General features: G+C 49.0%; 10 protein-coding genes. 4 read left to right on the top strand and 6 right to left on the bottom strand.

The window, feature by feature from the left end; genetic code table 11:
* Genes SU32_RS02480 through SU32_RS02470 form a run of 3 tightly spaced genes read left to right on the top strand, consistent with a single transcriptional unit; the run spans position 1 to position 2,792 of the window.
* Positions 1 to 918, top strand: coding sequence for a heme/hemin ABC transporter substrate-binding protein (locus SU32_RS02480; protein ID WP_053997738.1), 918 nt, complete (start codon positions 1 to 3; stop codon positions 916 to 918).
* Positions 908 to 1,996, top strand: coding sequence for a FecCD family ABC transporter permease (locus SU32_RS02475; RefSeq protein ID WP_053997737.1), 1,089 nt, complete (start codon positions 908 to 910; stop codon positions 1,994 to 1,996). Before SU32_RS02480 ends, SU32_RS02475 begins: the two co-directional genes overlap by 11 nt.
* Position 1,997: 1 nt before the next feature.
* Positions 1,998 to 2,792 carry a heme ABC transporter ATP-binding protein gene (locus SU32_RS02470; protein WP_053997736.1) on the top strand — a complete coding sequence of 265 codons (795 nt, stop codon included), beginning with the start codon at positions 1,998 to 2,000 and terminating at the stop codon, positions 2,790 to 2,792.
* A gap of 93 nt (positions 2,793 to 2,885) precedes the next feature.
* Here SU32_RS02470 and cueR read toward each other — a convergent pair whose 3' ends face one another.
* Both cueR and SU32_RS02460 read right to left on the bottom strand, forming a co-directional pair.
* Positions 2,886 to 3,281, bottom strand: coding sequence for a Cu(I)-responsive transcriptional regulator (gene cueR, locus SU32_RS02465; protein ID WP_053997735.1), 396 nt, complete (start codon positions 3,279 to 3,281; stop codon positions 2,886 to 2,888).
* A 15-nt stretch (positions 3,282 to 3,296) separates the two neighbouring features.
* Entirely contained in the window at positions 3,297 to 5,744 is a 2,448-nt protein-coding gene (locus SU32_RS02460; RefSeq protein WP_082376341.1) for a heavy metal translocating P-type ATPase, read from the bottom strand.
* A gap of 205 nt (positions 5,745 to 5,949) precedes the next feature.
* Here SU32_RS02460 and SU32_RS02455 point away from each other — a divergent pair, with 205 nt between their 5' ends.
* Complete coding sequence (locus SU32_RS02455) at positions 5,950 to 8,364, top strand: bifunctional diguanylate cyclase/phosphodiesterase (protein ID WP_211097656.1); 2,415 nt, start codon at positions 5,950 to 5,952, stop codon at positions 8,362 to 8,364.
* Positions 8,365 to 8,391: 27 nt separating this feature from the next.
* Here SU32_RS02455 and SU32_RS02450 read toward each other — a convergent pair whose 3' ends face one another.
* The 4 genes from SU32_RS02450 to SU32_RS02435 form a co-directional block, all read right to left on the bottom strand.
* Positions 8,392 to 10,620: a TRAP transporter permease gene (locus SU32_RS02450; protein WP_053997734.1), complete on the bottom strand. Its 2,229-nt coding sequence runs from the start codon at positions 10,618 to 10,620 to the stop codon at positions 8,392 to 8,394.
* A 90-nt stretch (positions 10,621 to 10,710) separates the two neighbouring features.
* The gene (locus SU32_RS02445; protein ID WP_053997733.1) at positions 10,711 to 11,697 is read right to left on the bottom strand and encodes a TAXI family TRAP transporter solute-binding subunit; all 987 of its coding nucleotides are present in this window, start codon (positions 11,695 to 11,697) and stop codon (positions 10,711 to 10,713) included.
* Positions 11,698 to 11,936: 239 nt separating this feature from the next.
* On the bottom strand, positions 11,937 to 13,262 hold the full coding sequence (locus tag SU32_RS02440) for a sigma-54-dependent transcriptional regulator (RefSeq protein ID WP_053997732.1): 1,326 nt from the start codon (positions 13,260 to 13,262) through the stop codon (positions 11,937 to 11,939).
* Positions 13,259 to 15,019 (bottom strand): sensor histidine kinase, encoded by a 1,761-nt coding sequence (locus SU32_RS02435; RefSeq protein ID WP_211097655.1) that lies wholly within the window; start codon positions 15,017 to 15,019, stop codon positions 13,259 to 13,261. Before SU32_RS02435 ends, SU32_RS02440 begins: the two co-directional genes overlap by 4 nt.
* Between the last annotated feature and the right edge of the window lie 191 nt (positions 15,020 to 15,210).

The following is a 15,210-nucleotide window of genomic DNA, read 5'->3' as shown; positions in this document are numbered from 1 at the left end:
ATGTCTTATTATCGTATTTATGCGCTTCTGCGCGCGCCTAAAGCCTTCAGCATTGCCTGTTCTTCAATCATGTTATTGCTTTTTGCCATCACGATATTCAGCGGACAGGCCAGAGCATCTGATACGGATGCCAAGCGTATATTGGCCATTGGCGGCGCGGTCACCGAAATTATTTACGCGCTTGGCGAAGAAGACAAGCTTGTCGGCCGTGATTCCACCTCTCTTTATCCACAGAAAGCTACAGAACTTCCTGATGTCGGATATATTCGCGCACTATCACCGGAAGGTGTTTTGTCTGTTAAGCCCGACCTCATTCTCGCGCGGGAAAATAACGGCCCGAAAGAGGCCGTGGATGTGATCAAAAGCACAGGCATAAGATGGGTCGATGTTCCTGATAATTTCACACTCGAAGGTGTTGATGATAACATCCGTATTATTGCTGAAGAACTGGGCGTTGCCGATAAGGGCGAAATCCTGCGCAAGAAAGTTGTTTCAGAAGTTTCAGAAGCGCGCAAAAAGATAAGCAATGTAAAAAACAAGCCCAAAGTTATGTTTGTTCTTTCAATGCAGGATGGAAAAATCAATGCATCCGGCACCAAAACTGCTGCCCATGGCATTATCGAATTGTCCGGCGGTGAAAATGTCATCAACGAGTACGAAGGTTATAAGCAGATAAGCGACGAAGCTGTCATTAATGCTGCACCGGACATTATCGTTATGATGAATGGACGCGGTGAAAGTTCGGACCATTCTTCCGTCAACGCAAGCCTTGAAGAACACGCCGCCTTATCAACGACACCGGCTGTTAAAAATGGCGCGATCATTCGTATGGACGGTTCATTGCTGCTCGGATTTGGCCCGCGCACAGGTGAAGCAATTTCAGAACTTTCTACGGCGTTTCATAGCCATGAGTTCTGAAGCCGCGGTACCGCAATTACCCACTGAAATTGAGGGCGGGGACCGGACCGTATTTGCCCGCCTTTCGCTCGTTGTTCTGGCTATAGGTCTGCTTGCAACAGCCGTTTTTAGTCTGGCGTCTGGCGCAACAGATTCATCCGCATTTGCGGTTGCTTGGGCGCTCGTGAGCGATGATCACAGCGCGATTGATGCCGTGGAACGAATAGTCATTTCAGATATCCGTATGCCGCGCACTTTGCTTGGTATCATGATTGGCGCATCACTTGCTGTTTCCGGTGCCATTATGCAGGGTCTATTCCGCAACCCGTTGGCCGACCCCGGTATTGTCGGCGTATCAGCCGGTGCCGGTCTGGGCGCCGTTACGACAATTGTGTTGGGTGGTACGGCGCTTGCGCCAATCGTCGCTATTTTCGGAATATATCAAATACCATTTGCCGCATTTCTGGGTGGCCTTGCATCTACTTTTATTCTTTACCGCGTATCAACGCGCAACGGGCGCACATCTGTCGCCACAATGCTGCTAACAGGCATTGCGCTGGGCGCAATGGCAGGCGCGTTTACTGGCCTGCTGGTCTTCTGGGCAGATGACCAACAATTGCGTGATTTGACGTTCTGGGGGCTTGGTTCTGTTGCGGGCGCAACATGGATAAAAGTCGCCGCGGTAGCGCCCATTATTTTGCCCGTTATTTTCCTCGCCCCTATGATGGCGCGCGGGTTGAACGCAATGACATTGGGCGAGGCAACCGCACAACATCTTGGCATCAATGTCCAAGTGTTCAAACGCGTAGCCATTGTCGCTGTGGCCGCTGCTACAGGTGCATCTGTTGCGGTATCTGGCGGCATCGGATTTGTAGGTATCGTGGTTCCGCATTTGCTGCGCCTGTTCATTGGTCCCGATCACAAATATCTGTTGCCGGCCTGCGCCTTGTTGGGCGCAATTATGCTGTTATTGGCCGATGCAATAGCACGCCAGATTGTCGCTCCGGCGGAGTTACCAATCGGCATTGTTACGGCAACAATCGGCGCTCCTTTCTTCCTCTGGATCTTGCTGCGCAAACGCGGCTTATTGGATATGTAATATGCTTGAAGCAAATAATATTAGCGTCAATCTGGGCGGCAAAGAGATATTGAGCGATATCAGCATGGCCGCCGCCGAAGGTCAGTTGACCGCAATCATCGGTCCGAATGGTTCCGGTAAAACAACGCTCATACGCGCCCTGACTGGAGAAATTCCTTTTAACGGGGATGCGCATTTAAACGGGTTTGATCTCTCCACAACGACATCCCTCAAACTGGCAAGTATGCGCGGCGTCCTACCACAGTCAGCCAGCCTATCATTTCCATTTACGGTATTTGAAGTTGTGCGGCTCGGATTAACGCTTGGCGTCCAGGCCAATATCGACGTACCGACCCGAATTAGCGAGGCGCTCACAAAGGTGGGCTTGGCGGGCTTTGGCAAACGATACTATCAGGAGCTATCAGGCGGTGAGCAGCAGCGGGTCCAGCTTGCCCGTGTTCTGGCACAGGTTTGGGAACCAACGTTTCAGAAAAAACCGCGTTGTCTTTTTCTGGATGAGCCTATTTCCAGCCTTGATATAAAGCATCAGATTCAGATTATGAACATCGCGCGGGATTACGCCAAGAGCGGCGGCGGCGTGGTCGCTATATTGCACGATCTAAACCTGACAGCACATTATGCGGATCATGTCGTGCTTATTAACAAAGGTCGCGTTCATGCATATGGGGCGCCCAAAATGGTCCTAACAGCGGAAAATCTGGAGCTTGTTTATGGCTGTCCAATGTCTGTTGGACAGGTGCCCGCCGGAATGAATTTCTTTGTCCTGCCAGAAATTTCCCATGCCGCGCCCATTTAAATTTTGACGAAATATCCAAGGATCATTGCTGCCTTAATCCTTGGATGTAATTTACTGCTTATTAAAACAGAACGTCCTCGTCCTGAGGGCAGTTTATCTGCCTAACTCTCCGGCAATATCATCAATGATCGGACACTCAGGCCGATCATCACCATGACAATGATCAGCGAGAGATTTCAATGTAGACTTTAAAGATTGCAGCTCTTTAACTTTGCGGTCAATTTCTTCAATCTTTTCAAGAGCCAGCGTTTTCACATCGGCGCTGGCACGATCTTTATCTTCATAAAGCGATAGCAGAAGACGGCATTCTTCAATTGTAAAACCAAGGCTGCGTGACCTCTGGATAAACGCCAAACGATGAATGTCCGCATCGGCATAATCGCGATATCCATTCGCCGCCCGCGATGGTTTTACAAGCTTGATATCCTCATAATATCTGATGGTTTTTGCAGGGAGGCTGGTTTTGTCTGCAACATCACCAATATTCATGTTCAACTCCCTGCTTTAATCCAATTTCAGCGCGCGCAACCGCAGCGCATTGCTTATTACCGAGACAGAAGAAAGGCTCATTGCCGCCGCCGCCAACATTGGCGACAATAGCATACCAGTCAGCGGATAGAGCAAACCAGCAGCAATCGGCACACCGGCGCTGTTATATGCGAACGCGAAGAACAAATTCTGCTTAATGTTGCGCAATGTGACCACAGATAATGTTCTGGCGCGCACTATTCCGCGTAAATCGCCTTTAAGAAGCGTAATACCGGCACTTTCTACAGCGACATCTGCTCCTGTACCCATGGCGATACCAACTTCGGCTGCAGCAAGCGCAGGTGCATCGTTAACGCCATCGCCGGCCATAGCCACTTTGTGACCTTTCTTATGCAGTTCATCGACAAGCGCTTTTTTATCTTCCGGCAACACACCAGCACGCACATCATCAATGCCAAGCTGCTCCGCAACGGCACGCGCAGTTTTCTCATTATCACCGGTTGCCATGATAATTTTGAGCCCGGCATCATGCAAAGCAGAAATTGCATCCACTGTGGTGGCTTTAATTGGATCAGAGACGGCAATCAGGCCCGCAAGCTTGTCATTGATTGCTACGTACATTGCAGTCTTTCCCTGTGTGCGGAGCGCATCGGCCTGTTCGTCAGCCGCGCTATGATCAACATCAATAAGTTTCATCATAGCCGCATTACCCAACGCAATTTTTTGCTTTCCTGCAGTGCCGCGAACACCTTTGCCAGTAACAGCATCAAAATCACTTATTGAAGCTGCCGGAACATCTTTGGCCTTAATACCTTCAACAATTGCTTCAGCCAGCGGATGCTCCGAACCCGTTTCAAGGCCGCGCACCATTGCGAGCATCTCGTTTTCATCCATATCGCCAAACGAGACGACATCGGTCAGCGTCGGCTTTCCTTCTGTCAGTGTGCCCGTTTTATCAACAACCAGAACATCCACTTTTGCCATACGTTCAAGTGCTTCAGCATCTTTTATCAAAACGCCAGCCTGAGCACCCCTTCCCGTCGCTGTCATAATGGACATTGGCGTCGCCAAGCCAAGCGCGCACGGGCACGCAATAATCAATACGGATACAGCCGAAACGATGGCAAAAACAAAGGCTGGATCAGGACCGAACAATGACCAAATGGCAAAGGCCAGAACCGCGACAAGAACAACTGTCGGCACAAAATAAGAAGCCACTTTATCAGCAAGCCCCTGTATGGGCGCACGCGACCTTTGCGCAGAAGAAACCATGGCCACAATACCCGCAAGCATTGTTTCATCGCCAACATGTGTTGCTTCAATTATCAAAGAGCCATTTTTGTTGAGTGTGCCGCCGGTTACTTTGTCACCTTCTGCTTTTTCGACGGGTAACGGCTCGCCGGTCAACATGCTTTCATCTACTGTTGTACGGCCTTCCAAAACAACAGAATCCACAGGAATGGCTTCACCGGGACGAACACGTATGCGGTCACCCTTTATGATATTTTCCAAAGGCGCATCATATTCATCGCCATCCGGGGTAATACGGCGTGCTGTTTTTGGCGCTAAATCCAGCAATGCACGAATTGCATCGCCGGTGCGCTCCCTTGCGCGCAGCTCCAAAACCTGGCCGACAAAGACCAGAGCAATGATGACGACAGCGGCTTCAAAATAGACCGGCATATGGCCGCCGGGCATTTGCAAGCCAGATGGAAACAGCTCTGGTAAAAATATAGCGACAGTCGAATAAAAATAAGCAACGCCGACACCGATCATAATCAGTGTCCACATGTTCAAGTTCCACGTTTTAATTGATGTCCATCCACGGTGGAAAAATGGCTGCGCTGCCCAGATGACAACCGGTGTTGCGAGGGCAAATTCGATGTAAAGACTTAATTTTTCACCGAACCATTCGCGAACAGGCAATCCTATCATTGGACCCATTGTAAGGATCAACAAAGGTATAGCCGCACCGGCGCTTACCCAAAGACGCCGCGTGAAATCTATCAGTTCGTGATTGGGCCCCTCTGCAATACCGTCCATAGGCTCCAGTGCCATGCCGCAGATCGGGCATGTTCCCGGTCCATCCTGCACGATTTCCGGATCCATCGGACAGGTATATTTTGCGTCTTTCGGCGCCGCATCCTTCTTCTTGGCTTTATTGCCGGACAAGTAGAAATATGGATCATTTTCAAACTTGTCATGGCAACCCTGGCTGCAAAAGTGATAATCATCACCCTTGTAAGACAAAGTCGGCTTTCCGGCGTCCAGCTTAACGTTCATGCCGCACACAGGGTCTTTAACCGCTCCATCAACCGGCATGGTCGCCGCCTGATAAATATCTTTTCCTGATTGATTCGCTCCTGCCTCCTTATGGTGATCATGATGGCCATGTTCGGCGTGATGGCCCCCGCAACAGCTGTGACTGTCTGCTTTTTCAGGGAATTTTTCTATATTGCCCATATTATGGTCTCCTTACATATCGCCTTCGTAAGGCTTCCAGTCAATGGAAGGTCAATAGGTTAAATTTATCGATATTTTCAATTGCCCGCATGAATTGCTTTTGCATCCCAGCCTGTTGTTTACGTTAAGTACTTTAAAACCTCATTCGTATAACTTGCGTGTAGAAACTGCCGACTATTTCGATGCCACAAGGAGCAAAATTGCAATGAAGATCCGAATTCGATCCGCTTTTCTGCTTGCTTTTGTGGCAATTGGCCTGCTTCCGGTCGCGATTTTTACGTGGATGACATATGAGCGGACGGCGGCCCATGAATTGACTGAAGTTAATGGGCGAAATCTCCTTCTTGCGCAAAATGTCGCTGATAGCCTTACACTCTATCAAAAGAACATCCGTACTGCAGTCGATGTAGCAGTAACGTCACTACAACAGAACGTTGAGACGCAATATATCCATCGACTGCTGGCAAATTTAAAAATTGAAGATGTTTCCATTGTCTCACCAGATTACGGTAAGGTGCTTTATTCTACAGATACGAAACGGATCGACAATCTCGAATTCATCGACCCCAATTTGCTTGAGCACATCAAAGCAACGCCCGTGAGCTCCCGACTTCAATTTCTACCAGTACAGAAATCAATAACTGGCACTCCAACTATTCATGCCATTGGCCGTGAAGGAGAAAACTTCATTGTAGCCTGCCTTAGTACAGATTACTTCATCAACTTGGCGGAAAAGGTTTCCTTCGGCGCAAGCGGGCACACAGTGATCGTTGATCAGGATGGCAATATTCTAGCCCACCCGACAAAGGTCTGGGCTGATGATGCAAAAAACATTTCCGATATTTCCGCTGTAAAACGTCTGATGAATGGCGAGACCGGCAATGAAAATTACTATTCACCAGCCACTAAATCTGAAATGATTTCAGGAATTGCTTCTGTTAGCGGCACCTATTGGGGCGTAATTGTCCCCCAGGAACTAAGTCAGGTCAAAGCAAAAATCATAGAGAACCTAACGCCATTGTTCGTCGGACTTGTCGGTTCTATCATCGCTGCTGTGCTGCTTTTATATTTCTCAATTCGCTGGTTGGCCAAGCCTTTGGAAAACCTTGCTATCACACTAAAAAAACAATCCAGCACAGGACTGCCAATGGCTGTTCCGCCAAGTCAGGCGGAAACCAGCATTTACGAGTTAACCCATATCGTCGATGCCTATAATGAGTTGACAGCCACAGTTCAGCAAAACTCGGAACAACTCGCTAAACAGATTTTTGAAGATGCGCTCACCGGCATCGGCAACCGCGCCTATTTTGAATCCGAAAGCCGCAAACAGATAGAAACCCGCCTCAAGCTCGGCAAAAAAGGTATTCTTATTTTCTTTGACCTTGATGGATTTAAGGAAATCAATGACATAAGGGGCCATGGCATTGGCGATGAAGTACTGAAATCATTTGCGAAAAGTCTGTATCCGACAACCAAAAAATTCATGGATATCAACTTTCGCGGCCTACCTTCAGCCCACCCTGTTATCGGACGCATAGGCGGTGATGAATTCGCTATCCTATTGCCACTGCCGGAAAACACTGATGCGATTTCCGGCCTGTGCGAAAATCTGCGTAGATCATTCCCGAAATTGATTGAAATCGGGGGCGTCGAAATTTCATGCGATCAATCGGCGGGCGGTGCTTTGTATCCAGATCACGGAACAAACATTGAGGATCTGCTGAGACGTTCCGATGTTGCACTATACAAAGCCAAGGCGGAAGGTAAAAACCGCTTCCAGCTCTATGATACGCAAGGTGTCTTGGGTGGTAAAAGTGAGATTCTCGCCGCTGTATTGAACGCGATTGACAATGATGAACTCTATCTTGAGTACCAGCCAAAATATTGCATTACAAAACAACAAGTCGACTCTGCGGAAGCACTCGTGAGGTGGCAACATCCGGAGCATGGACCTATTCAACCCAATTTGTTCCTGCCTGCTGTTCAGCAAACTCACGTCATGAAACTTCTAGGAGAATGGGTTATTGGCCGTGCATTAAAGGATATCAAATATTTCGACGAGCAAGGTTTGAACCTGAACATTGCTATCAATATTGGTGCAGAGCATTTCTCAGCCGATAGCTTTATACCGAACCTTGTTGAACAAACATCTGTGGCGAAAGTTGATCCAAACCGTTTGCAAATAGAAATCACTGAAAATGTCATGGATGCTTCGCGTGATGTGTTCAGCAAGACAGTCAGTGAATTGCAAGCAAAAGGCTTCTCACTCGCAATTGATGATTTTGGAAGAGGTTTCTCAAACCTGACGCGTCTAGCCTCTGTTCCGGTGGATTTGATAAAGCTGGATGGCTCACTCATCAGAAGCGCGATCAATGATCCGCGGGTGAAAGTCATCATGCAATCTGCCATCGAAATGGCACATTCTCTCGGCTCGAAAGTGGCTGTTGAGGGGGTCGAAACGTTCGAACAAGTTATACTGGCCGAGAAATCCGGCGCCGATGTGCTGCAAGGCTTCTACTATTCAAGAAGCATGACACCGCAGAATTTCAACACATGGCACAAAAAGCGTTCCGAAAATTCCCAACATGCGCAAGTTGAGAAAATTCGGAACTCTCTATAATTTTAAGCGTAAGAAATACGCAGCTCCTTAGTCACTGCCTGAAACAGTAATTTGTGCATCGGCTGCAGGCTTAAAGGTCCGCTGAACAAAGAACAGCACAATAGCTGCTCCTATACCCACCAAATCGCTAATCAAACCACCTGCAATCATGCACAATGCGGCAAGTATCAGGCCTAAGCGCATGAACCATGCGACGCGGCTTCCGACAAACCAACCCTGGACACCTGACGACAGCAGGAAGACGCCGAAAATCGCTGTAACACCAGCACGGATAATTTCCGGCCATGTGCCGTCCATTAAGATTGCACCGTTGTAGAAGAACATGAACGGCACGATGAATGCAGAAATACCGATTTTGAAGGAGGCGACACTTGTCTCCATCGGGTTGGCACCACTGATCCCTGCTGCCGCATAGGAGGCCAAGGCGACAGGTGGTGTGATGGCAGAAACAACGGCGAAATAAAACACGAAGAAATGTGCGGTTAGTTGAGGAATGCCAAGCTGGACAAGGCCCGGCGCTACCACACTTGCAGCTACGGCATAGGCCGCCGTTGTAGGCATGCCCATGCCAAGCAAAATCGCGATACACATCGCAAAGAACAAAGCCAATAATTGGCTTGCCTCGGCCAGACCAAGCAATACCGAAGAGAAGCGTGCGCCGACACCGGTAAGGCTGATTACACCGACGATAATGCCCGCACATGCACATACTGCGATGATCTGTACAGACATGATGCCTGCCATTTCAAAGGCCTTGATGATGCTGCGCAAGCCCATGCGATATGGCGTAAGCCAGCTGACAACCGCAGCAGATGCTGTCGCCAGTGCGCCTGCCCTAATAACTGAATACCCCATGAACAAAGCGGCGATCAAAATTATGATCGGAATGAACAGGAACACCTGTTTAATCATATCACGGAACTTGGGAAGCTCGTCTTCGCGCATACCGCGCATTCCAAGTTTTGCCGCCTCAAAATCCACCATGAAGTAGATGGAAACGAAATAGAGGATAGCAGGAATAATGGCTGCAATCGCGATGTCTGTATAAGGAATACCCGTGATTTCAGCCATGATGAAAGCACCGGCACCCATAATCGGCGGCATAATCTGCCCGCCTGTTGAGGCCGCCGCTTCTACCGCACCTGCCGTTTTACGATGGTAACCGACTTTTTTCATAAGCGGAATTGTCAACGAGCCTGTCGCCACAACGTTACCTGCAGAAGTACCGTTGATCATTCCCATCAAACCGGACGCAAAAATGGCCACCTTTGCCGGACCGCCGCGCGCCCGACCTGCCGCTGCAAAGGCAAAGTTGACGAAGTAATCACCAACTTTTGAAGCCTGCAAAAATGCGGCAAAGATAATAAACAGAATAATATATGTAGAAGATACAGCCGTTGTCGGGCCTAAAATTCCAGCGTCGGTATAAACTTGGCTAAAGAACCGTGTCCAAGCAATGTCCGGCGCATTCAGAAAACCAGGTAACATCTCTCCGGTAAAGACGTAGACGAGAAAGACACCGGCAATAACAATCAGTGCCAAGCCAGCCACGCGCCGCGTAAGCTCCATAATCAATGCCACACCGGCAACCGCAGCAAGGCTCATACCTATCGGCGCAAATGGTGTTCCGGTGGAATTGCGCATAAGCGTACCGAATATTGTGATCAAATAGACCGCTACGGCAACACCGCACAAGCTAAGCAAAATATCGGCAATAGCCACCTGCCCCCGTTCGCGCTTGCGCAACCAGCCGACGACGATACCTATAGCTGTCGCCAGTAATAACGGGGTACCAAAATGGTAAACCTCAAGATTTACAAACTCCGGGCTTATACCGTTCCACTGGACGCCATTTCCGATCATGTTGGCGATCTTTCCGGCTGTCCACATCGCGTAAAGCGCGGGAAGCAATGCCAAGTAGACGATAATATCCAACACTTTGGAAAGCGGTTGCTTCTCACCATCACCGGAAAATGACCGGGCTGAGTAAAGCGTAAATCCGAGGATCAGCGCTCCGGCTATGTGAACAATCCGAAAATTCCAAGTTTCCATTGGAAAGCTTGGCAAGAAAGGGATTCTAATGCCTGTCCATTCATAAATAGACAGACCGTTGAGGGCTGCTAAATGAAAAAATGCATAAATGGCGGAAAAAGCGGCAACTAGGAAATATGTGCGGCCATCGAACAGGCGGCGATTTGCTTCTGTCGGCTCGTCATCAACACCTTCGGCAATTACTTTCGTGCTTCCATCAACCATGAAAAGGCCCTCCCCAGACCATAAAAAGCATACACGTCCGCATGGGGCACCTGTTTTTCAGGCACCCCATGCGATCTATTTCAGCTATTCTTATCCGCCGTAGATCATATCTGCCGGAATGTCCGCACCAGCGTTTTCTTTGAACCATTCGGCGGCACCTGGATGCCATTTAAGAACTTTGTTCTTATCCCAGTTCTCCGGCAGAGTAGAGCCTGCCGCTTTGTGGATACCGACCATACGCTCATTGTCAGACATAACGACATTGACAACTTCTTTGACGAAAGATGCCGGCAAATCGCAGTTTGCAATAGAGAAGTTCCACATGGAAACGGACGTCGCATCTTCTTTTAGCGTTGTATAAGTGCTCGCCTTGATGCTGAATTCACTTACCGGAAACGCTTCAAGAAGCTTGGCTTGTTCTTCGTCCGTAAACTCAATGATGTTTACATCTGTCTGAACCTCAAGCTGGCTGACGGCTGGCACCGGTACACCGGCAGCAAAGGCGATCACATCAAGTAACCCGTCCTGAAGCTGGCCACCCAAATCAGTCCAACCGCCGTTACGGCGTTCAAAATCAACACCCAATGTTTCCATCATACGTGGAAAATATGTGTCAGATGTCGAACCTGCTGGACCAAAACCGATTTTTGCGCCCGCCGGAATATCAGCAACACTTTTGATGCCGGATGATGAAAGCGCCGTTACAGAGAATGGCGTTTGATACATCGGGAACATTGCGCATGCTTTGTTCATCTCCAAGCCTGGTGCAATCGGGTTTGTGCCTGCAAGCGATTCTGCTGCCGGACCCATTGTCGTCATACCAAATGCAGCTTCACCAGTATGAACAAGCGCCATGTTCTGCATTGGTCCGCCGGTTACTTCGCCGCCGCCGGTAATACCAAGTTCTTTTGCAACAAGGTTTGCCCAGCCTGAACCGTACGCAAAATAGGTTCCGCCTTGTGAAGCTGTGCCGACTGTGAAGCTTGTTGGCCAATCAGATTTATCCACATGTGACTCAGCAAATGCTGCGCCGGCTGATAAAACAGTGCAAGATGCAAGGATTGCAAGGAATTTCATTTCTCTCTCCCATAAGTTTCTTTGGGCGTTTGCCCACGCTGCCGCCATTGCGGCGCTAACGTATCGTCCCTCATTGTTTTGGAACCTGTCAACACAACTAAAACTATGTCGCTCTGACAAGGTGTTGAGCCCTACAGCAACGCCAACACCCAACTTAGATTCAGCATTTGGGTCGATTTAGGAACATTAGGGCAAATAGTTGGGTCGATAACGCTACAAAGATAGCATTTTACCGGCACTTAGGCGAATTTTTCACGATCCAGTCCGTGCTTTTGCATCTTCTCGTAAAGCGCCTTACGGCTTATGCCGAGCGTTTCGTAAGTCGGTTTGAGTGCGCCGCCATTTGCCGCCAATGTTGCCGTAATGATAGCACGCTCATGCGCGTTCATACGGTCGACCAATGTTTGATCACTCACAACCTGATCTTCTTCAACTGCATGTAAGCCCAAAACATATCGATCTGCCGCATTGCGCAGTTCACGCACATTACCAAGCCAGTTACCGGTCGCCATTTTGGACAGGGCCTGACTGTCAACCTCAGGTATTGGACAGCGATAACGCGCTGCAGCTTCTGCTACCAAATGCATAAAAAGCTGAGGTATGTCGTCACGACGCGCCGAAAGCGGCGGTGCGTATAATGTCACAACATTCAAGCGGTAATACAAATCATCGCGAAAGCGCTCTTCTGCCACAGCTTTGTCCAGCGGTTCTTTGGAAGCAGCAATAAACCGCACATCCAGATCAATGACCTCGTTCGAACCCAAAGGGGTTATCTGGCGGCTTTGAATAGCTTGCAGGAACTTCGCCTGAACATTCATTTCAAGGCAATCCACCGCATCAAGAAAGATTGTCCCGCCGCGCCCATGCTCCAATTTTCCGAAACGGCTTTTAACAGCACCTGCAAATGCGCCTGAGACGTGACCGAAAAGTTCGCTTTCTACAAGATCCTTAGGCAAGGCTGCACAGTTGATGTGTACAAAGGGTTTTGTTTGCCGCGAGGACGCACGGTGAATTGCGCGTGCGATAACTTCCTTTCCGGTTCCTGTTTCGCCTTGAACAAGAATATCTGCATCCGTTGCCGCTACAGCGCGAACCTGCTCGCGCAAACGCACCATAACATCAGAGCGTCCTATCAAACGCGCCTCAATCGCATCTCTGCTGCCAACCTGATTGCGCAGAAGACGGTTCTCAATTGTCAATCGTCTTTTATCAAGCGCACGGCGCACAACGTCGATCAGATGTGCGGGATCGTAAGGCTTTTCCAGAAAATCATAGGCACCTGCCCGCATGGCATCAACAGCAAGTTCCACGTCACCGTTTCCTGTAATGAGGATGACAGGCAAGGCCGGATCAATTTCCAGAACCTTTCGCAGAAGAGTCATCCCGTCCATGTTCGGCATCCGGATATCGCTGACAACGATACCCGGGAAATCTCTCGCAACTTTGTTCAAAGCCAATTCGGCTTCCGAAAAGGTCAACACGGGTAGATCAGCCAATTTGAGTGTCTGGCTGGCTGCAATGAGCAACTCTTCCTCATCGTCAACAAATAGAATCGTTTCGCTCATTCGGCAGCCTTGGAAAGATGATCGGCAGCAACAAGATCAACACCAAAGACCGCGCCGCCATCAGGATGGTTTTTCCCCCACAATGTACCGCCAAAATCCCGCACAATGTTATAGGAAATCGACAAGCCCAGCCCTAAACCTTTGCCCGTTTGTTTTGTGGTAAAAAACGGATCAAACATTTGAGTTATAGCATCATCAGATATGCCCGCCCCATGGTCGCGCATTCTAATTTGCCATCCATTGTCTATCGAAACTATATTAAGTTCGAGCAAGCCTTCTCCACCCATTGCATCAATCCCGTTCGAAATGAGATTGACAATGACCTGTTGCAGCCGGACATGCCCGCCGATCACATAAGGCTCTTCATCCGGGCGGGTATAATTCAAGATAACATTGCTGGCTTTGATACGCGGCTCACTTACGGCCATCGCATCATCAATAACGGGTAGCAATGAAACAGGGCCAACTGCTTCTTGAGGGCGGCGCGCAAAATTCCGTAGATGTTTGGAAATCGTAGCCATCCGGTCAGCCATCTTTGATATTCTGCCGATGTTATCGCTCGCCTCTGAGACTTCGTTACGGTCAAGAAAAGCGCGGGCATTTTCAGCATAAGCCTTTACAGCTGCGAGGGGTTGGTTGAATTCATGACTGAGCGCCGCGGACATTTGACCTAGGGCAGATAATTTACCGGCTTGGATCAATGTCGCCTGTGTGCGGCGCAACTCTTCTTCGGTATTCCGGCGTTCCTCAATCTCATGGCTTAATGCGGCAGTTCGTTCGTTTACGCGCTGCTCAAGGAGCTTTTGTGTTCGGATTTGCTGCGCGCTCCGGTGCCTCAAAAACGCAATACCTAAAATGGATATCAAGGCTAAGAGCGAGAATACAACGAGAGCGAGCAAGGCTTGAAAACGGGCAGGTTCGGTAGGCGCCAAAGATGTCACTGTCCATTGCGGTGTTTCGACCATTTTATCAGACGAACCGACAAAATTGGTGTTCTCGATTGTCAGTATATCGGCATCTGCATTGAGCGGTGTGCGGTCAACATCCAGATTTGTGACACGTTCGAGCGGGTATTGCCGGTTTTCCTCAATTGATCTTAATGTTGCTGGCGAAAGAGGTTTGGTCGCGCGCATCAACCACTCAGGATTGCTGGCCATGAAAATAATATCATTATGATCAGTCACGATGATGTTTGATGCAGCGCTTCGCCAAGCCTCTTCAAAAGCATCAACGGTAAACTTTACAGCGACAACACCCAGAATTTCTGCGCCCTCCCGCACCGGAGCCGCAAAAAAGTAACCGCGTTCACCCGACGTTGTACCAAGGGCGAAGTAACGGCCTAAATCACCCTGCAGAGCTTCTTGAAAGTAAGGCCTGAAATTGAAGTTACGACCAACAAAGGATCTTTGCTTATTGTAGGAACTTGCTGCAATTGTCGTTCCCGCCGTGTTCATCAGGTAAACATCGGAAGCAGAAACCGATAATGCGGTGTTTAACAAGATACTGTTAGTTGCATCGATTAAATCTGGCCGTGTTGGGTTTTGCAGTAAACTGCTCAGTTCGGGACGCTCGGCAATCAAATGCGGTAAAGGCTCGTAGCGATCGAGCGCAGCGCGAATACTGTCACCAACTAAACGCAATGTTACTTCGTTTTGTTCTGCCGCCTGCAACAGGAAATGGCGCTCAAGCCTTGGCCAGACAACAAGCCAGATGGCGACAACAAGGACGCCGATTTGTATTGATATGAGCATTTTCATGCTCAACTTCCGGTCAGCTTTAGATCGTGCCTTCCTCTCAGATACGGCCTCTAAAGAACCTTCAGACATTTGTTGCACCGTTCAAACTTCTCCCCAATCAGGCATGCATGGCAAAATAACCTGCCATCAACACCATTCATTGCCCGCAAGCAATACCGATGCAGGCATCTTAAATACGATAGAGAGTTTTT

Source organism: Ahrensia marina, assembly GCF_001293565.1.
In the GTDB taxonomy this organism is placed as follows: domain Bacteria; phylum Pseudomonadota; class Alphaproteobacteria; order Rhizobiales; family Rhizobiaceae; genus Ahrensia; species Ahrensia marina.
Note: the sequence above shows the minus strand (reverse complement) of the source record. Positions and strands in the feature narration are given on the sequence as shown.